This is a genomic window from Sinorhizobium meliloti (genome assembly GCF_017876815.1).
In the GTDB taxonomy this organism is placed as follows: Bacteria; Pseudomonadota; Alphaproteobacteria; order Rhizobiales; family Rhizobiaceae; genus Sinorhizobium; species Sinorhizobium meliloti.
Window position 1 is genome coordinate 1457792 of sequence record NZ_JAGIOS010000001.1, and the last position, 19200, is coordinate 1476991.

Sequence of the window (19200 nt, forward strand, 5' to 3'; positions counted from 1 at the left end):
CGGCCCTTTTCGGCTGCTGAACAGTGTTTTGCCCGATAAGTGGAGAATGAAATGGCTGTACCGAAAAGAAAAACGAGCCCGTCCAAGCGTGGCATGCGCCGTTCCGCTGACGCCCTCAAGGCTCCGACCTACATCGAAGACAAGAACTCCGGCGAACTGCGCCGCCCGCATCACATCGACCTGAAGACCGGCATGTATCGCGGCCGCCAGGTCCTGACGCCGAAGGAAAACGCATAAGCGTTTCCGCCTGCGGATGAAGTTCGAAGGGTCGGCATTGCCGGCCCTTTTTCTTTGGTGGATCGAGGGGTGATCAGCCCAGATTATCCAGTTTCGTCTGAAGGGCGCGGAGCTGTTCCTTCAGTTCGTCGATGTCCTTCGCCTCGGCCTTCCTGGTTTCCTTGGCCGGCGGGGCGGCCATGAAGGGCGAAAACATCTGCATGGCCTGATGGAACATTTCAGTGTTGCGCCGGACCTGTTCCTCGACGAGCTGCAGCGGCACCTTCAGGTTCTTGCCGATCGGCGTATCGCCGAAGGCCTTGGTGATCTGCTCCCGCATCTGCGCCTGCTGTTCGGTGAAGGCCTGCATCGAGTGCTCGAGATAGCTCGGTACGACCATCTGCATCTGGTCGCCATAAAAGGAGATCAACTGGCGGAGAAAGGAAATCGGCAGGAGCGTGTTGCCGGTCTTCGACTCCTGTTCGAAGATGATCTGCGTCAGCACGGAATGGGTTATATCTTCGCCGGACTTGGCATCCTGAACTATGAAGTCCTCGCCCCTCTTCACCATGACAGCCAGGTCGTCGAGGGTCACGTAAGTGCTCGTACCGGTATTGTAGAGTCGCCGGTTCGCGTATTTCTTGATAACGATCTGGCCTTCGTTTTTCCCCATCAGGGTCTCCTCTTACCCATGGTCCCGTCTTTATTGTATTTTTCAGAGTATCCGCAAAAGAGCGCCACTGACAATCTCTTTGTGCAATGCGGCGACGCAGGTGCGAAGGAGCGCCGACAAGCGACCGTGAAGCTTTTGCGGCAGTGCAACTAGCCGTTTGACTCGCGCTCCTCCCTTTGCCAGTCTGCCTCCATCAGGCAAAGCAAATATGAGGAACGTCCCATGAGCAATCCCTCGATCGTCATCGCCAGCGCGGCTCGCACGGCCGTCGGCTCCTTCAACGGCGCCTTCGGCAATACTCTCGCGCACGAACTGGGTGCGGCCGCCATCAAGGCGGTGCTGGAGCGGGCTGGCGTCGAAGCGGGCGAGGTGGACGAGGTGATCCTCGGTCAGGTGCTGCCGGCGGGCGAGGGGCAGAATCCTGCGCGGCAAGCGGCGATGAAGGCCGGTCTCCCGCAGGAAAAGACCGCCTGGGGCATGAACCAGCTTTGCGGCTCGGGCCTGCGCGCCGTAGCGCTCGGCATGCAGCAGATCGCAACCGGCGATGCGAAGGTCATCGTTGCCGGCGGCATGGAGTCGATGTCGATGGCGCCGCATTGCGCGCACCTGCGCGGCGGCGTGAAGATGGGCGACTACAAGATGATCGACACGATGATCAAGGACGGCCTGACGGATGCCTTCTACGGCTACCACATGGGCATCACCGCCGAGAACGTTGCGCGGAAATGGCAGCTGACGCGCGAGGAACAGGACGAATTCGCGCTTGCCTCCCAGAACAAGGCGGAAGCGGCCCAGAAGGCCGGCCGTTTCGCCGACGAGATCGTGCCTTTCGTCGTGAAGACGCGCAAGGGCGACGTAAACGTGGATCAGGACGAGTACATCCGCCACGGTGCCACGCTGGATTCGATCGCAAAGCTCCGCCCGGCCTTCGACAAGGAAGGTACTGTGACCGCGGGCAACGCTTCGGGTCTCAACGACGGTGCCGCCGCGGCGCTCTTGATGACCGAGGCCGAGGCGGCCCGGCGCGGCATCCAGCCGCTTGCCCGCATCGTCTCCTGGGCCACGGCAGGCGTCGACCCGCAGATCATGGGCACCGGCCCCATCCCCGCATCGCGCAAGGCCCTCGAAAAGGCCGGCTGGTCGGTCGCCGATATCGAGCTCGTGGAGGCGAACGAGGCTTTCGCGGCTCAGGCCTGCGCCGTCAACAAGGACCTCGGCTGGGATCCTTCGATCGTCAACGTCAATGGCGGAGCGATCGCCATCGGCCATCCGATCGGTGCCTCCGGTGCCCGCGTGCTGAACACGCTTCTTTTCGAAATGAAGCGGCGCGGCGTCTCCAAGGGGCTTGCCACCCTGTGCATCGGCGGCGGCATGGGCGTCGCCATGTGCGTGGAACGCCTGTAACCGGCCTCCCGCGATGCGGGCAAGTTTCGGATCAGATGATGCACATCAGCGGCCCGGGCTCGCCGGGCTGCAGGGGCGTGCTTTTGCAAATTTGACTTAACCGAGTGGGAGGCGAGTATGAGCAGGGTAGCACTGGTAACGGGCGGATCCCGCGGCATTGGCGCTGCGATTTGCGTGGCGCTGAAGGCTGCGGGCTACAAGGTGGCCGCAAACTATGCCGGAAATGACGAGAGGGCCAAGGCCTTCGAGCAGGAAAGCGGCATTCCCGTCTACAAATGGGACGTATCGAGCTATCAGGCCTGCGTCGATGGCATCGCCAGGGTCGAGGCCGACCTCGGACCGGTCGACATCCTCGTCAACAATGCCGGCATCACCCGTGACGCCATGTTCCACAAGATGACGCCGGAACAGTGGGGCGAAGTGATCGGCACCAATCTCACCGGCGTCTTCAACATGACGCATCCGCTGTGGTCGGGCATGCGCGACCGCGGCTTCGGCCGTATCGTCAACATCTCGTCGATCAACGGCCAGAAGGGGCAGATGGGCCAGGTGAACTATTCCGCCGCCAAGGCCGGCGATCTCGGCTTGACCAAGGCGCTGGCCCAGGAAGGGGCGGCGAAAGGGATCACCGTCAACGCGATTTGCCCCGGCTATATCGGCACCGAGATGGTGCGCGCCGTTCCGGAAAAGGTGCTCAACGAGCGGATCATTCCCCAGATACCCGTCGGACGCCTCGGCGAGCCGGAGGAAGTGGCACGCTGCGTCGTGTTTCTCGCTTCCGACGACGCGGGCTTCATCACCGGCTCGACGATTTCGGCCAATGGCGGCCAGTACTTCGCCTGAGGCATGGTGCCCTCGGCTTTCCGGCGCCCTTCGGGGCGCCGGATTCGTTTCGGCCCTGGCACTAGATATTGTGGTGAACGAAAGGGGAAAACGTTCCCGCCGGCGAGTCGGCGTTGCTCTGCCCCGGCAGGAGGCGGGTGCCTGTGAAGCGATTCCTATTTCCGGACTCGGCCGATCGGCAGCGAATCCCGTTAAAATTTTTCAATCTTTCCAGACTCTTGGATTCGGAATCCTTTGCGTGGTCAACGTCCGCAATGACGCCAAACGAAGCCGATCGGCAACTTCTGAGGGGTGATCCTCCCTTGGATTCAGCATATGGTGCGTAACTAGATGTTGAAATCTATATATAGCCGTGAACATAAAGTGAATCAGCGGGAGTCAGCGATTCGTCTCTGATTCGTTCCGTCGCTGTTCCAGAATCCTGAACGAGAGTTCTAAGGGGAGGCGCAAGATATGGTTGCCGATTGGCGTATTTATTCCCCGTGGACCCTTGCGTTTGGCACGTCGCATAGGCATCTGTTTCCCGCCGGAGCATGAAAGCGCGCCGGCTCTCAGTGCGTGTTCCATAAATCGGAGCCGTTTTACGGATAATACATACGGAAAATCAGCACTGCAGCGAGCTTCGCGCGACCAAAAGAAGTGCGGCGCTGCAGAGACTGCCCGGGATCGAGACCTTGTCCTTTCAATCCATGATCCTGAGCGGCCGCGGCGTGACCGCGGTGCTCGGACCCACCAACACCGGCAAGACCCATTATGCGATCGAGCGCATGATCGCGCATGACAGCGGCGTCATAGGGCTTCCGCTGAGATTGCTCGCGCGCGAGGTCTACACCCGTCTCGTGGAGAAGGTCGGTCACCACAATGTCGCGCTGATCACGGGCGAGGAAAAGATCGCGCCGCATCGCGCCCGTTACTCGGTCTGCACGGTGGAGGCGATGCCGCGCGAGACGACGGCCTCCTTCGTGGCGATCGACGAGGTTCAGCTCGCAGGCGATCTCGAACGCGGCCACATCTTCACGGACCGGATCCTGCACCTGCGCGGCCGCGGCGAGACGCTGCTGCTCGGCGCCGCGACGATGCGGCCGATCCTCGAATATCTGCTGCCCGGCATCACCGTCGTCGAGCGGCCGCGCATGTCGCAGCTTCTCTATGCCGGCTCCAAGAAAATCACCCGCCTGCCGAACCGCTCGGCAATCGTCGCCTTTTCGGCCGACGAGGTCTATGCGATCGCGGAGCTCATCCGGCGCCAGCGCGGCGGCGCGGCCGTCGTACTGGGCGCGCTTTCGCCGCGAACCCGCAATGCGCAGGTGGCACTCTATCAGGAGGGGGACGTCGACTATCTCGTGGCGACCGACGCGATCGGCATGGGGCTGAACCTCGACGTCGATCATGTCGCCTTCGCTCAGGACCGGAAGTTCGACGGCTACCAATACCGTAACCTCAATCCGGCGGAGCTCGCCCAGGTCGCAGGGCGCGCGGGCAGGCATGTCCGGGACGGGACCTTCGGCGTGACCGGACGCGTCGATCCGTTTGACGAGGACCTGGTGCACCGCATCGAATCGCATGAGTTCGACCCTGTCCGGGTGTTGCAATGGCGCTCCAAGGCGCTCGACTTTTCTTCGCTGAAGGCACTGAGAAAGAGCCTCGAGGCCGCACCGGCGGTATCGGGCCTGGCGCGGGCGCTCCCGGCCGTCGATCAGCAGGCGCTCGAGCATCTGACCCGCTACCCGGAGATCGTCGACGTCGCCACGGCGTCCGAGCGCGTCGAGAAGCTCTGGGAAGCCTGCGCGCTCCCGGATTATCGCCGCATCACGCCGGCCCAGCATGCGGATCTGATCTCGACCATCTATGCCGACCTCGTTCGCCATGGCACGGTCAACGAGGATTTCATGGCCGAACAGGTCCGGCGCGCCGATCATACGGACGGCGAAATCGACACACTTTCGGCGCGAATTGCGCAGATCAGGACCTGGACCTATGTATCCAACCGGCCCGGGTGGCTTGCCGATCCGACACACTGGCAAGAAAAGACGCGGGAAATCGAAGATCGATTGTCCGACGCGCTACATGAAAGGTTGACGAAACGCTTTGTTGATCGCAGGACATCTGTGCTCATGAAGCGCCTGAGAGAGAATGCGATGCTGGAAGCAGAAATCAGTGTGAATGGTGATGTCTTCGTCGAGGGACACCATGTGGGTCAGCTAGCCGGTTTCCGGTTCACGCTCGCCGCGGGCAGCGAGGGAACGGACGCGAAGGCCGTTCAGGGTGCCGCCCATAAGGCGCTCGCGCTGGAATTCGAAGCGCGCGCCGCTCGTCTCCATGCGGCCGGCAACGGCGACCTGGCCCTGTCGTCGGACGGTCTCGTCCGTTGGCTCGGCGATCCGGTCGCGCGGCTCACGGCGAGCGACCACGTCATGCGTCCCCGCGTCATCCTGCTTGCCGACGAGCAGCTCCAGGCCAATGCCCGCGAACACGTGCTGGCGCGGATCGAGCGTTTCGTGAACCATCACATCAGCACGGTGCTGAAGCCTCTGGACGACATTTCGCGCGCCGAGGATCTCGAGGGTCTCGCCAAGGGTCTCGCCTTCCAGATCGTCGAGAATCTCGGCGTGCTCTTCCGTCGCGACGTCGCCGAGGAGGTGAAGTCGCTCGATCAGGAGAGCCGCGCGTCGATTCGCAGATACGGTGTACGCTTCGGCGCCTATCACATCTTCCTCCCCGCGCTTCTGAAGCCGGCTCCGGCGGAGCTGATCACGCTTCTCTGGGCGCTGAAGAACGACGGGCTGGACAAGCCCGGCTACGGCGAGCTCATCCCGATGCTTGCTGCCGGCCGCACCTCCGTCGTCACCGATCCGTCCTTCGAGCGGACCTTCTACAAGCTCGCGGGCTTCCGGTTCCTCGGCAAGCGCGCGGTGCGGATCGATATCCTGGAGCGGCTTGCCGATCTCATCCGTCCGCTCCTGCAGTGGAAGCCGGGGACATCGCCGCGTCCGGACGGCGCCTATGACGGCCGCCGTTTCGTCGCGACGACGTCGATGTTGTCCATTCTCGGGGCAACGCCCGATGACATGGAGGAAATCCTCAAGGGTCTCGGCTATCGCGCGGACGCCGTGACGGCCGAGGAGGCGGCAGCTTTCCTGGCAAGCCAGAATGGGGAGACGGCGCCTGCCGAAGAGGCCGGTGCGAGTGTAGCGGATGCGGGGAGCGTCGAGGCTGAAGCCGCGGATGCGCCGACCGCAGAGACGGAAGCCACCGGAACCGCGGCTGCCGAGGCGCCGGCCGCGCCGGCTGCAGAGACGGAAGCCGCCGATACCGCAGCTGCCGAGACGCAGGCCGCGCCGGCGGGCGACGATGCGGCGGCACCGGCTGAGCCGGAGGCCCCGGCTGAAGCCAAGCCGGTGCTCCTGTGGCGTCCGGGCACCCGTCAGGACAATCAGCGACAGGGCGGTCGCCAGGGCGAACAGCGCCGGGGCGGCCAGCGCCATGGCCAGACCGAAGGCCGCGAGGGCGGCCGCAGGCAGGCCCCTCACGGCAAGTCGCAGGGCAAGTCGCAGGGCAAGCCCTGGGAAGGCAAGCCGCAGGAGGGCAAGGGGTCTGAAGGAAGGCCGGGCGGCCAGCGAAAAGACCGCGGCGACCGGCACGATCGAAACAAGTCGTCTCCTCCCAAGTTCGAAGGGCGCCCGCCCCGCAAGGAAAAACCGATCGATCCGGATTCACCTTTCGCCAAGCTCGCTGCTCTGAAGGAGCAGATGAAGAAGTAGGTCAGGCCCATGGAAAAGCAGCCGCCGTCCGCCCCTGCAATGCGCCAGCGGCTCGACAAGTGGCTGTTCTTCGCCCGGCTGATCAAATCGCGCTCGCTCGCCCAGAAGGCGATAGAGGCGGGTCATGTGGCGGTCAACGGCAAGCGTGAGACGCAATCGTCCGCCCAGATCAAGGCCGGCGACATGCTCGAGGTATCGCTGGAGCGGCGCGATCTCGTCGTGCGCGTGCTGCTGCCCGGGTCCCGCCGCGGCCCCTATGAGGAAGCGCGCCTGCTCTACGAGGATCTGACTCCCGCCGTGCCCGCCGGCAGGCCGACGCTTTTCGAGCAGGCGACGCGCGACCGCGGAGCGGGGCGGCCGACAAAGCGGGACCGCCGCGAGACGGACCGCTTGCGGCCGGGGCCGGACCGCTTGCGGCCGGGGGACCTGGAAGACGACTGATTTTCAGACATTGGATCCGGCGCCGTACACTGTCGGAGGCGGCCTGCAGCCGATTTCGGCACGCCCGTCCCGAGGCTGGAAAACTGTGCCCCCACAGGGGCAAATCGCGCATGGATAATTCTTGCAAAGGCCCGTCAAAGCCTTTACGTGACAAGCAACGCTACAGTGCCGAACGCCCCGTTCGAGGGGCGAAGGTTGGTGTAGCAGCTTGAACCGATGTGTGGTTTCACCGGATCGATTCCGATTCACGAAGCCATGCAGAGGATGGCATTCGGGTCTGCCTCGGCAGCTATGCGCGCCGGACATGCCTAGCATGCGCGGGCGATCGAGTATCACCGTTGATTGCCGTCTGCCATCAAATGTGAGCATTGGCTGGAGTACCTCATGACGTATGTCGTGACCGATAACTGCATTCGCTGCAAGTACACCGACTGCGTTGAAGTCTGCCCGGTGGATTGTTTCTATGAGGGGGAGAACTTCCTCGTCATCCACCCGGATGAATGCATCGACTGCGGCGTATGCGAGCCGGAATGTCCCGCGGGCGCAATCAAGCCCGATACCGAGCCGGGCCTCGATATGTGGTTGAAACTGAACGCGGAATTTTCCACACAGTGGCCGAACATCACCGTCAAGCGCGACCCGCTGCCGGAGGCCAAGGAGATGGATGGCGTAGAAGAAAAATACGAGAAGTATTTTTCTTCGGAACCGGGACAGGGCGACTGAGGCGGGTTTCGGCCGCTCGGTTCGTCACGGCTGACGGACGACAGATGGCGAGGCCGGAAAGCTGGGGAAATCCCGCCGGCACTTCGCGCTTGCGAGCGCGGCGACTTGATCGTTGCCGTGCAGCAAATTATTGATTTCCGCTCTTTTTTGTGATAGTTTTCATACACTGATCCACAGAGGGTGCTTTTGCGCGCCCGAAAACCAGCACGAAAGCACACGATCTCCACCGCGCGGCACTTTTGAGATATGCAACGGCCCGTTGCTTGTGACTGCGCCATAAGAGCTTGTTTGCGTTTCGTTGGAGGACCAGGTGGACCCACCCGGCGGTATCTCCGTCTATCCCGGGCCTGACTGACCCGGCCCCGGCCCCTGTGAGGGCCGGGTGCGCACTAGGGAGTGTTTGAAACGAATGACCACCCAGCAGAAGAAATCTTCAACGCGCCAAGGCTTCAAGACCGGTGAATCGATCGTTTACCCGGCCCATGGCGTTGGCCAGATCGTCGCGATCGAGGAGCAGGAAGTCGCGGGCATGAAGCTCGAACTCTTTGTCATCGACTTCGAGAAGGACAAGATGCGTCTCAAGGTGCCGGTGGCGAAGGCTGTGGGCATCGGCATGCGTAAGCTGTCCGAAACCGATTTCGTCGACCGCGCGTTGAAGGTCGTGCAGGGCAAGGCGCGCGTGAAGCGGACCATGTGGTCGCGCCGCGCTCAGGAATACGATGCCAAGATCAATTCCGGCGATCTCATTTCCATCGCGGAAGTCGTACGCGACCTCTATCGCGCCGAGAACCAGCCGGAACAGTCCTATTCCGAGCGCCAGCTCTATGAAGCCGCGCTTGACCGGATGGCGCGCGAAATCGCTGCCGTGAACAGGATGTCGGAAACTGAGGCCGTTCGCCTTGTCGAGGCCAATCTCAACAAGGGCCCGAAGCGCGGCAAGGCTATCGAAGAAGACGACGCACAGGACGAAGCCGCTTAAGCACTCCTTGCGTAAAATCAATCAGAAAAGCCCGGCTCCAAAGGCCGGGCTTTTTTGTTGCCCTATGTTCCATGAAGCTGAGCGCCCGATTGCGCGAGAAGCCGAGAGCCGGGCGCGGCGCAGCCGCGTTACAATCGGTGGGGCGTATAGCGGCGGGACCCACAATCAAAAATCGCGACCGCCCGCGGAACTTTTCGCGCCCGCGCACGTTTAACACTCCCGGCAGGGAGGCCTTCGCCTGTGCTGCCGAGCGATCTTGGCCCCGTGATTTCCTCACGCCTCAGGTTCGTATTCTTCCATCTAGGGCGCCCTGTCATTTCGTCAACCAGCGCCATCCGTCCCCGTTGCCGAACGCCGCAAGAGAGCGCTCGGCGTTTGGAGTTCAATCGTGAAATGGCGCTTGCCGCCAGCTACGGAGCAATCGATGAAGACCCTCACAGCAGACAGGCGTATGATCAAGATTGCCATGGAAGCGCCCTATCTCGAGCGGGATGAGGAACATGCGCTCGCACAGGCCTGGCGGAACGATAACGACCAGGAGGCGCGCAACAAGATCGCAATGTCGCACATGCGTCTGGTGATTTCGATGGCGGCGAAGTTCCGCAGTTTCGGACTGCCCATGGGAGATCTCGTGCAGGAGGGGCATATCGGGCTGCTGGAAGCCGCAGCGCGTTTCGAGCCGAGCCGGGAGGTGCGTTTCTCGACCTATGCCACGTGGTGGATCCGCGCATCGATGCAGGACTACGTGCTACGCAACTGGTCGATCGTACGCGGCGGCACCAGTTCGGCGCAGAAGGCCTTGTTTTTCAATCTGCGCCGGTTGCGCGCGAGGCTCGCCCAGGGGGACAGGCAACTGACCTCGCAGGCGATGCACGAGGAGATCGCCGCGGCTCTCGGTGTCAGCCTTGCCGACGTGCAGACCATGGATGCGCGCCTTTCCGGAAACGACGCGTCGCTGCAGGCGCCGATCGGCAGCGGCGACCCGGATGCCGGCGCCCGGCTGGACTTCCTGGCGAGCGAGGCACCTCTGCCCGACGAGCAGGTGAGCGATCTGATCGACGGCGAGCGCGCCCGCCGATGGCTGCAGGTCGCGCTCGGAGAGCTCAGCGAGCGTGAAATGAAGATCATTCGCGCCCGCCGCCTGACGGAGGATGGCGCCACGCTGGAGGAGCTCGGCGTCGCGCTTGGAATATCGAAGGAGCGCGTGCGGCAGATCGAGACGCGCGCACTCGAAAAACTTCGTGCGGCGCTCACCGCCAAGGCGCCGGCGCTGACGGCGTCGATGCATTGAAGCGTAAGGCTTCGCGAGGTCATTTGCCCCTCATCCGCATGCCGGCACCTTCTCCCCGCGAGCGGGGCGAAGGGACGAGCCTTGGGCTCGCCAGTTCTCCATTGAGCGACTACAGCGCCGCTCGTCTTATCAGACGCGCAAAGGTCGCTGTAGCACTTTGATCTGCTGCATGTTTTTGTCCTTTAATCGGATACGATTAAAGGAAACATGCAGTAAGAGGCGAAACGGCACCGCGAGTCCGATGAGAGGCAGCCCCTGCGCCGCCTCACTCCGAAATGATCTTCACCTTGTCGCCGGGTCTGACGGTCGATGTGATCTGCATCGCATTGATCAGCCGGAAAAGATCGAGCTTGCGGTCTGTACCCATCATGCGGGCCGCAAGGGTAGCGATCGTATCGCCGGACCTGACCGTGACCACCCGGACGCGCAGCGGCTTCAACGACTGGACCTCGCCGGACGTCATGCGGCGGAAGGAGGTTCGCAACTGGTTTGCCGTCGGCTCGAGTGCGCTCGAGCCCTTCGGAACGGCCGTCAGGAAGCGGTAGATGCGCTCGCCGAACCTGATCACCGTGACATCGAAATCCCAGCGGTCTGCCGATGCGCGCGCCGTTGCGGCCTCGAGGCCGTTGACGGTGATCGGGCGGATCGTATCGGGCTTGAGGCCCGTTACCCAGCCGCTGGCGATGTAGTCGGTCAGGCTGCGCCGGCTCGTGTCGGCGATGCCGTCGAAACGAATGGCGACCTCGCCCGCCCCGGTGGCGAGCACCGCCTCGGCCTTGTTGTCGATCTGGAAGCCGGTGGGCACGTCGAAGCGTATGCCGAGCTGGCCATGCAGGAAGGTCTGTCCGCGGACATAGCCCTCCTGCGGGCTGTCGCCATAGAGGATACCGTCGATGCCGGCGAGATAATAGTCGCGCCCGCGGTCGCCGCTCGTCCCCTCGGGGCCGAAGGCGCGGGCATGCCGGCGCGCGAGATCGACGCGCTGCGGCGCGTTGGGGTGGCTCGACAGGAAGTCCAGACTCTGGTCCGCCTCCGGGTCCACCGCGCTGAAGCGGCTATAGGCGGCCATGGAATCGAGGAAGCGCGCTGCCGCATAGGGGTCGTATCCGGCCTCGCCCAGCATGCGGACGCCGATCACGTCGGCCTGCAGTTCCTGATTGCGCGAGAAGGCGGCAAGGCGCAGCTTGCCGCGGGCAAGCGCCTGCTTCCCGGCAAGGTCGGAGGAAAGCACCTCGGACACGACACGGCTGGCGATCACCTCAGCCTCCTCGCGCTGCTGGCGCTGGATGCCGTGATTGGCCGTCACATGCGCCATCTCGTGCGAGAGTACGGCGGCCACTTCCGAGGCGTCGTTGGCAAGCGCCAGCAGGCCGCGCGTCACGTAGAGATAGCCGCCCGGAAGCGCGAAAGCGTTGATTGCCGGCGAGTTGAGGATCGTGATGCGGTAGGATTGCTGCGGGTTTTCCGAAACCGCCGTCAGGGCGCCGGTGATCCGGGCGACCAGCCGCTCGGTCTTGGCGTCGCGGTATTCTCCGCCGTAGCTCGCCACGATGCGCGGATGCTCGCGCGCGCCGAGTTGGGCCCGCGGGTCGTTCTTCTGCACTTCCTCGACGATCTGCGGATTGGAGGATGGCGAAACGGTGGGCTCGTAGGTCTGCTCGATCACGGATTGGCAGCCAGCGATCAGCGTCGTGGCAGCCAATGCGACCAGCGCTCGTGCGCGAACGGCTCCATGCCGCCGCGGAAACCAGCCATTCATGACTGCCTGCCTTATCATGCCTCAGCCCGTCCCCATCCGCCGGCGCGACCCGCGGCTCGAAGCCATTCATCGCAATCGGCGAAAAGTCCTACTTTTTCAGCCGGATGCGGTGCACCGGCGCGGGTGTTTCAGCCAGGATTCTGCTGTATCCGATTTCAGCGCCGCCTGCCTAGCCGACCCCAGTAGAAATAGTTGCCCCGTGGTATCGCAGCAACGGATGCGCGAATTTTGCGAGATACCCGCTGGTGTCTCCCGCGCCTCGCACGGCGCGGCGGTCAAATTGTGGCGTCCGGCGAATTTAGTTCGCCCGGCGTCGGATCGGCCGCCGCGAACAATATGTCATCCTTCGTTGCCGAGGAACCGGTTGATCGCAGCGATGTCGCGGCGCCCGAGGAACCGATCGACTTCATCATGGGCGACAATCCGGCCCCGGTCGAGAAAAAGAACGCTGTCGGCGAGCGCCCTCACGTCATCGGGATGATGTGTGATCATCAGTATCGTGTTGCCTTCCTCCTCGTGCAGATCGCTGATGAGTGCCCGCATCTCGGCGCGCATGCCGGGGTCGAGCGCGGCGAAAGGCTCGTCGAGCAGGAGGATCGGGCGGTGCCGCACGAAGGCGCGCGCGAGCGCGACCCTCTGGCGTTCGCCGCCTGAAAGCGTCGGCGGCAGGCGCTTGCCAAAACCGGCGAGCCCGACCCGGGCCAGTGCATCCTCCACTTTCGTGCGGTTGGCCGCATCCAGTCGCAGCGCCGGGCTGATGCCGAAGCCGACATTGGTGGCGACGTCGAGATGTGCGAAGAGGTTATGTTCCTGGAATATGATCGAGACCGGCCGTTCCGCCGGCGCCCGACCGGTCATTTCCTCGCCGAGGATGCGGACTTCCCCGCGCCCCGGTTGCTCGAAGCCGGCGATGATGTTGAAGAGCGTCGACTTGCCCGAGCCGGAGGCGCCGGCCACGGCGACGATCCGCTTCGCGGGAACCGCGCAGTCGAAGGCGAGCGTCGTCGTTTCGAAGCTTATCTCGACGCCCTTGACGGCGAGAGCGGTGGAACTCATGTGCTTTTACCTTCGGGCGGCCTCTCCTCTCCCGCCGTGCCGAGCACCGTCAGGACAAGGCAGAGAAGGCCGAGAACCAGCGCCAGTCCGGCCGCATCCGCGGTGCGATAGCTGCCCATCCGGCTATAGAGCAGATAGGGGAGGGTTACCATGTCCTCGGAGCCGAAAAGAGCGACTGCTCCCAGATCGCCGAGCGAGAGGGCCATGGCAAAGGAAAAGGCGACAAAGAGAGGCTTGCGCAGGCCCGGCCAGTCGATCCACAGCAGGCGGTGAAAGCCGCCGATGCCAAGGCTCGCGGCAAGGCGCGCGGTGCGCGCGGCATGCGTCGCCATGGCCGGCGCGAGCACCCGGTGAACGAAGGGAAGCGCCATCAGCGCATTGATGGCGACGACGACGGCCGGCGCGAAACGGGCGACGTCGCCGAAAGGTCTCAGGAGCAGGAACCATCCGGCGCCGAGCACGACGGGAGGCACGAGCAGTATGAAGGAGGTGCTCGCGCCGATCGTGCCTGCAAAGAGGCGAGGCGCCGCTCCGGGGCGCCGCTGCGCCAGCGCGAGCCGTTCGGTACGGATCATCAGCGCCGCGATGGCGACGGAGATCGTGGCGGAGACAAGGGCGATCGTCGCGCTCATGGCGAGCGCCCGATGGAATGCCGGCTCGCTCACGAGACGGACGAGGTCGGCCTTCGATCCGCTATAGGCGATGGCCGCAAATGGCAGGCCGACGAGGATGACCGCGAGTATCAGCCAGATCCGGTCGGCAAGCCGCGACAGACCGCTTGCGCCGTCGAAACGCCGGATGGCCCTGCCGCTGGTCTCTCCCTCCAGCGGTGCCGGCGCGATCAATTTCAGGACGAGAAGCAGCGCTCCGGTAAGGGCGACCTGAAGTGCCGAAAGGGCGATCGCCCGCGGCGGGTCGAAGTCGAAGCGCAGCGCCTGATAGATCGCCACTTCGATCGTGCTGGCGGCCGGCCCGCCGCCAAGCGTCAGCACGAGCGTGAAGCTGGTGGCGCAGAGCATGAAGATGAGCCCGGCGATGCCGGGAAGCAATCCGCGGATAACCGGCCACTCGATGAAGCGAAAGGTGGCGAAGGATCCCATGCCGAGATTGGCGCTGGTGCGCCAGTATTCGGCCGGAATGCGCTCGATGCCGGCAAGCATCAAGCGTGCGGCGAGCGGCATGTTGAAGAAGACATGGGCAATGAGAATGCCGGAGAGGCCATAGATGCTGACCGGCTGCTCCAGCCCGGCTGCCGAAAGCACCCTGTTCAAGAGCCCCTGCCGGCCCCAGATTTCGATGAGCCCGAGTGCGGCGACGAGCGCCGGCAGGCCGAGTGGCAGCGCCAGAAGCCGCAGCACCCAGATGCGGCCGGGGAACGAAGCCTGGCGGGCAAGTGCCCGGGCAACCGGTATGGCGAATAGGATGGCAAGAAGTGTCGAGAGGCTGGCCTGCAACAGCGTGAAGCGTGTGATGCGCCAGATATAGGCATCGAAAAGCGGACCACCGCCGGCGCTGCCGGCCGACTGTCCAAGCAGTGCCGCGCCGGCGAGGCCGACGAAAAGCAGGATGCCGCCGAGGGCGAAGGCGCCGGCGGCGATGGTCATCCTGCTTTCCTTTGTGCCGGACAATCCGGCCTCAGTTCCGGCTCATGGCGGCCAGCCATTCGTCGATCCAGGCCTTGCGGCTGGCGGCGACCTCCCCGGAGGGAATGAGGAACGTCTTTTGCGGGTCGACGAGCTTGCCGAAGGCTTCCGGCAGCGGCTCCTTGGTCGCCGTCACCGGCATCATCCAGTTGGTCGTCGGGATGATCGACTGGAATTCCGGACCGATCATGAAGGTCAGGAAGTTCCGGGCGAGTTCCGGGTCCTTCGCGTTCTTCGTCAATGCGGCGACTTCGATCTGGATATAGTGGCCTTCGGCGAAGGGGGCCGCCTGGTAGCGCTCGGTGTTCTCCGCGACCATGTGATAGGCAGGCGAGGTGGTGTAGGAGAGAACCATCGGCGCCTCGCCCTTTGTGAAGAGACCATAGGCTTCCGACCAGCCCGGCGTGACCGTCAGCACGCGGTCCTTGAGCTTCGCCCAGGCCTCGCCGGCCTTGTCGCCATAGACCGACTTCACCCAGAGCAGGAGGCCGAGGCCGGGGGTTGAGGTCCGCGGGTCCTCGATGACGATCTTCTGCGACGGATCGCCCTCGACCAGTTCCTTGAGGCTCTTCGGTGGGTCCTTCAGTGCCTCTGTGTCGTAGACAACGGCGAAATGGCCGTAGTCATAGGGTATGAAGGTGTCGTCGGAGAAGCCGCCCGGAACCTTGACGGAAGCGGTATCGGCGCCGTGCGGTGCGAAGAAGCCGGTCGCCTTCGCCTCCGCCACCAGATTGGTGTCGAGGCCGAGTACGATGTCGGCCTTCGATCCCTGACCTTCGAGCTTCAGCCGCGTCAGGAGTTCGACCCCGTCGGCGACCCCTACATAGTCGACCTTGCAGTCACAGGTCTTCTCGAACGCTTCCGCCACCTTGGCGCCCGGCCCCCATTCGGTGATGAAGCTCTCATAGGTATAGACCGTCAGCGTTTTTTCCGCGGCCGCCGCGCTCACGGAAAATGCCGCGATCGAAGCGGCGGCGATCGCAAGCCGGCCAAGGATTTTTCGATGGAGTGAACTGGACATTCTGGCACCTCTCCCTTTGTTGTTGCTGCAATGGGAAAAGCGCGTATCGGTCCGATCGCTTCTAATCCCTCCGCCGGTATGAGCCGGATCAGGTTCCGCGGGTTGGCTCGAAGCCTCTCAGCCATGGTCGCAAAGCCGGCCAGGGCACCCCGTTAGAGCAGCAAAAGATTTAGCTTCCGGCGACGGCTTAGGCAAGCTGAGTTTCAGCAGGGACGTTTGCCGTCCGCGCCGGGCGCGCTATTAAAAGTCAAACAATTGCCGGCGCCGTTTGTTCGCCGAAAGCGGAGACAATTCCATGCCAGACATGCTCGTCCGCCTCTATGCCTTGCCCGAGGGCCGTCCATCGCGTCTCGACCCCGACGTCCGCATCCGGCGGGCGCTTGCGGCCGAGCGGCGGGTCGTCATTCCCTGGATCGAGGAGCGCTTCGGGGCCGGGTGGGCCGGCGAGGCCGAAACCGCCTTCTCCTCGACGCCGGCGCGCATCCACATCGCTCACCATCGGGACCGGATCGTGGGCTTCGCCTGCCATGACGTAACCGCGCTCGGCTTCTTCGGTCCGACCGGAGTGGACGCGGCCATGCGCGGCAAGGGCATCGGCGAGGCCCTGCTCGTCGAAAGCCTGCTGTCCATGCGCGCCGCCGGCTATGCCTATGCGATCATCGGCGGGGTCGGCCCCGCCGATTTCTATGCCCGCGCGGTCGGTGCGGTGGAGATCGCCGGATCGACGCCCGGCATCTATGACGGCATGCTTTTCCCCGGGGATCCGGCGTCCGGAACCTGATCCGCGCAGCATGCGTTCGCAAAACAGCAGCCGGAGCCCTTTTCCTTCGCCGCTGCTTTGCGCTATGGGCTTCTGCCATGACCCGATCACCCTTCACCATCCTGCTCGGCGGCGCGCTGACGCCGACAGACCGGCTCGCTCGACAGCTCGAAGGCAGCCGCTTCGTCGCCGCCGACGGCGGCATGCGCCATGCAAGGACGCTGGGGGTCGTTCCCGATCTCTGGGTCGGCGACTTCGATTCCACGGACGAGGCGCTTCTGGCGGAGTTCGCCGGCGTCCCGCGTGAACGCCATCCGGCTGCCAAGAACGCGACCGATGGGGAGATCGCCGTCGAGGCGGCCCTTGAGCGTGGCGCGACCTCGCTCGTCTTCGCGGGCGGACTCGGCGGCGCGCGCAGCGATCACGCTTTCCTGCACCTCCTCGGCACCGTCGCGCTTGCCGAGAGCGGCGTTGCGGTGATGATGACCTCCGGCGAGGAGGAGGCCTATCCGCTGCTGCCCGGCTCGCAGGAGATCGAGTTGCCGAAAGGCAGCCTCTTCTCGATCCTCGGCTTTGCGGACCTTGACGGTCTCTCGATCGAGAACGTGCGCTACCCGCTGAAGGATTTTCATCTGCCCTTCGGCTCGTCGCGCACCATTTCGAACATCGCGGATGGCACGGTCCGCTTCACCCTGAAATCCGGCCGGGCCGTCATTCTCGCCCGGCCCTATGATCTTTCCGGAGCCTGATGCCTTGGCGCCTCCCATCCTGAAGCTTGACGACATTCTACTGACCTTCGGCGGCACGCCGCTGCTCGCGGGTGCGGGCCTGCAGGTCGAGCCGGGCGATCGCATCTGCCTCGTCGGCCGCAACGGTTCGGGCAAATCGACGCTGATGAAGATCGCCGCCGGGCTTGCAGAACCCCAGTCGGGCGAGATCTTCAGGCATCCATCGGTGACGATACGCTATCTCCACCAGGCGCCCGATTTCGACGGCTTCGATACGGTCCAGGCCTATGCGGAAGCCGGCCTCGGACCAGGCGACGATCCCTACCGGGTCGCCTACCTGCTGCAGCATCTGGGGCTGACCGGGGAGGAAGAGCCGACGCGCCTTTCCGGCGGCGAGGCGCGTCGTGCCGCCCTTGCCCGTGTGCTTGCGCCGGAACCCGACATTCTGCTTCTCGACGAACCGACGAACCATCTCGATCTGCCGACGATCGAGTGGCTGGAAGACGAGCTTGTCCGCAGCCGTTCGGCGCTGGTGCTGATTTCGCACGACCGGCGCTTCCTCGAAAAGGTGTCGACGGCGACCGTCTGGCTGGACCGCGGCCAATCGCGCCGCCTCGATCGCGGCTTCGCGCATTTCGAGGCCTGGCGCGACGAGGTGCTGGAGGCGGAAGAGCTCGAACAGCACAAGCTCGGCAAGGCGATCGAGCGCGAAGAGCACTGGCTGCGCTACGGCGTGACCGCAAGGCGCAAGCGCAACATGCGCCGGCTCGGCGAGCTGCAGGACATGCGGGCCCGCCATCGCGGGCACAAGGGGCCGCAGGGCACGGTCCAGGCCACCGTGGCCGACGCCAGGGAATCGGGCAAGCTCGTGATCGAGGCGGAGAAGATCACCAAGGCCTATGGCGATCGCACGATCGTCGCGCCGTTCTCGATCCGCGTCCACCGCGGCGACCGCATCGGCCTCGTCGGACCGAACGGCGCCGGCAAGACGACGTTGCTGAAGCTCCTGACCGGTCAGCTCGCGCCGGACACGGGCAGCGTCAAGCTAGGCACCAATCTGGAGATCGCCACGCTCGACCAGAAACGCGAGGAGCTGAACCTGGACGAGACGCTGGCGCATTATCTGACCGACGGGCGCGGCGAGACCCTCCTCGTCAATGGCGAGCAGCGCCATGTCACCGGCTACATGAAGGAATTCCTCTTCCAGCCGGAGCAGGCGCGAACGCCCATCCGCGACCTGTCCGGCGGCGAACGCGCGCGTCTCATGCTCGCCCGCATCCTGGCACGCCCGACCAACCTCCTGATCCTCGACGAACCGACCAACGACCTCGATATCGAGACGCTGGACCTGCTGCAGGAGATCGTGGCCGGATTTTCCGGAACGGTGATCCTGGTCAGCCACGACCGCGATTTCCTCGACCGTACCGTGACCTCGACCATCGCGCCGGCCAACCCGGAGGCGCCCGATGGCCGCTGGATCGAATATGCCGGGGGCTATTCCGACATGATGGCGCAGCGCCGCGGCGCACTCGAGGAAAGGCGCCGGAGCGAGAAAGCCGAGAAGGCCAGATCGAGCGGCGCCTCCTCGTCGCCGAGCGAACCTCAGAAGGCGAAGGGCAAGCTCTCCTTCAAGCAGAAATTCGCGCTCGAAAACCTGCCGAAGGAGATTGCCAGGTCGGAGGCGGAGATCGCGAAGCGGGAAGAGAAGATGGCAGATCCCGACCTTTTCTCGCGCGACCCGAACGGCTTTGCCAAGCTCGCCGCCGAGCTCGAGAAGCTCAGGACGGACCTCACGCGCATGGAAGAGGAATGGCTCGAACTGGAAATGCTGCGCGAGGAACTCGAGGGCTCAGCGGGCGGACCGTGACGGCAGCGTTGGAGGTGCAGTACTCCCCTGCCTGC

16 protein-coding genes and 1 riboswitch are annotated in these 19200 nt (G+C 64.1%); of the genes, 11 read left to right on the forward strand and 5 right to left on the reverse strand.

What is annotated here, in order from left to right; genetic code table 11:
• The first annotated feature begins 51 nt into the window (after nucleotides 1–51).
• Complete coding sequence (gene rpmF, locus JOH52_RS06825; protein WP_003535764.1) at nucleotides 52–237, forward strand: 50S ribosomal protein L32; 186 nt, start codon at nucleotides 52–54, stop codon at nucleotides 235–237.
• Between the two features lie 73 nt (nucleotides 238–310).
• Here the strand turns inward: rpmF and phaR are convergent, their stop codons facing one another.
• On the reverse strand, nucleotides 311–889 hold the full coding sequence (gene phaR, locus JOH52_RS06830; protein ID WP_003535770.1) for a polyhydroxyalkanoate synthesis repressor PhaR: 579 nt from the start codon (nucleotides 887–889) through the stop codon (nucleotides 311–313).
• Between the two features lie 222 nt (nucleotides 890–1111).
• Here phaR and JOH52_RS06835 point away from each other — a divergent pair, with 222 nt between their 5' ends.
• The 7 genes from JOH52_RS06835 to JOH52_RS06865 all read left to right on the forward strand — a co-directional run bounded on the left by JOH52_RS06835 (nucleotide 1112) and on the right by JOH52_RS06865 (nucleotide 10331).
• The gene (locus JOH52_RS06835) at nucleotides 1112–2293 is read left to right on the forward strand and encodes an acetyl-CoA C-acetyltransferase (protein ID WP_010970528.1); all 1182 of its coding nucleotides are present in this window, start codon (nucleotides 1112–1114) and stop codon (nucleotides 2291–2293) included.
• A gap of 117 nt (nucleotides 2294–2410) precedes the next feature.
• A complete protein-coding gene (gene phbB, locus JOH52_RS06840) occupies nucleotides 2411–3136 on the forward strand; it encodes a beta-ketoacyl-ACP reductase (RefSeq protein ID WP_003535773.1) in 726 nt (241 codons plus the stop codon).
• 689 nt (nucleotides 3137–3825) lie between these two features.
• Nucleotides 3826–6897: a DEAD/DEAH box helicase gene (locus tag JOH52_RS06845; RefSeq protein ID WP_014527002.1), complete on the forward strand. Its 3072-nt coding sequence runs from the start codon at nucleotides 3826–3828 to the stop codon at nucleotides 6895–6897.
• A gap of 9 nt (nucleotides 6898–6906) precedes the next feature.
• On the forward strand, nucleotides 6907–7338 hold the full coding sequence (locus JOH52_RS06850; protein ID WP_003535776.1) for an RNA-binding S4 domain-containing protein: 432 nt from the start codon (nucleotides 6907–6909) through the stop codon (nucleotides 7336–7338).
• 384 nt (nucleotides 7339–7722) lie between these two features.
• A complete protein-coding gene (fdxA, locus tag JOH52_RS06855) occupies nucleotides 7723–8061 on the forward strand; it encodes a ferredoxin FdxA (RefSeq protein ID WP_003535779.1) in 339 nt (112 codons plus the stop codon).
• A gap of 409 nt (nucleotides 8062–8470) precedes the next feature.
• The gene (locus tag JOH52_RS06860; RefSeq protein WP_003535785.1) at nucleotides 8471–9040 is read left to right on the forward strand and encodes a CarD family transcriptional regulator; all 570 of its coding nucleotides are present in this window, start codon (nucleotides 8471–8473) and stop codon (nucleotides 9038–9040) included.
• A 424-nt stretch (nucleotides 9041–9464) separates the two neighbouring features.
• On the forward strand, nucleotides 9465–10331 hold the full coding sequence (locus JOH52_RS06865) for an RNA polymerase factor sigma-32 (RefSeq protein WP_010970526.1): 867 nt from the start codon (nucleotides 9465–9467) through the stop codon (nucleotides 10329–10331).
• A 265-nt stretch (nucleotides 10332–10596) separates the two neighbouring features.
• On the opposite strand, the gene JOH52_RS06870 is transcribed toward JOH52_RS06865, so the two are convergent.
• The 4 genes from JOH52_RS06870 to thiB form a co-directional block, all read right to left on the reverse strand.
• A complete protein-coding gene (locus JOH52_RS06870; protein WP_003529768.1) occupies nucleotides 10597–12108 on the reverse strand; it encodes a M48 family metalloprotease in 1512 nt (503 codons plus the stop codon).
• Between the two features lie 321 nt (nucleotides 12109–12429).
• Nucleotides 12430–13146, reverse strand: coding sequence for a thiamine ABC transporter ATP-binding protein (gene thiQ / locus JOH52_RS06875; RefSeq protein WP_010970524.1), 717 nt, complete (start codon nucleotides 13144–13146; stop codon nucleotides 12430–12432).
• On the reverse strand, nucleotides 13143–14774 hold the full coding sequence (gene thiP / locus JOH52_RS06880; RefSeq protein WP_268815485.1) for a thiamine/thiamine pyrophosphate ABC transporter permease ThiP: 1632 nt from the start codon (nucleotides 14772–14774) through the stop codon (nucleotides 13143–13145). The genes thiQ and thiP overlap by 4 nt, the downstream gene beginning before the upstream one ends.
• A 7-nt stretch (nucleotides 14775–14781) precedes the next feature.
• Entirely contained in the window at nucleotides 14782–15810 is a 1029-nt protein-coding gene (thiB, locus tag JOH52_RS06885) for a thiamine ABC transporter substrate binding subunit (protein ID WP_003529762.1), read from the reverse strand.
• A 48-nt stretch (nucleotides 15811–15858) separates the two neighbouring features.
• A riboswitch (TPP riboswitch) is annotated at nucleotides 15859–15972 on the reverse strand.
• A 133-nt stretch (nucleotides 15973–16105) separates the two neighbouring features.
• Here thiB and JOH52_RS06890 point away from each other — a divergent pair.
• The 3 genes from JOH52_RS06890 to JOH52_RS06900 all read left to right on the forward strand — a co-directional run bounded on the left by JOH52_RS06890 (nucleotide 16106) and on the right by JOH52_RS06900 (nucleotide 19165).
• Entirely contained in the window at nucleotides 16106–16591 is a 486-nt protein-coding gene (locus JOH52_RS06890; RefSeq protein WP_014527000.1) for a GNAT family N-acetyltransferase, read from the forward strand.
• Between the two features lie 77 nt (nucleotides 16592–16668).
• The gene (locus tag JOH52_RS06895) at nucleotides 16669–17319 is read left to right on the forward strand and encodes a thiamine diphosphokinase (RefSeq protein ID WP_010970521.1); all 651 of its coding nucleotides are present in this window, start codon (nucleotides 16669–16671) and stop codon (nucleotides 17317–17319) included.
• Nucleotides 17320–17323: 4 nt separating this feature from the next.
• Nucleotides 17324–19165, forward strand: coding sequence for an ABC-F family ATP-binding cassette domain-containing protein (locus tag JOH52_RS06900; RefSeq protein ID WP_010970520.1), 1842 nt, complete (start codon nucleotides 17324–17326; stop codon nucleotides 19163–19165).
• Nucleotides 19166–19200: the final 35 nt, after the last annotated feature.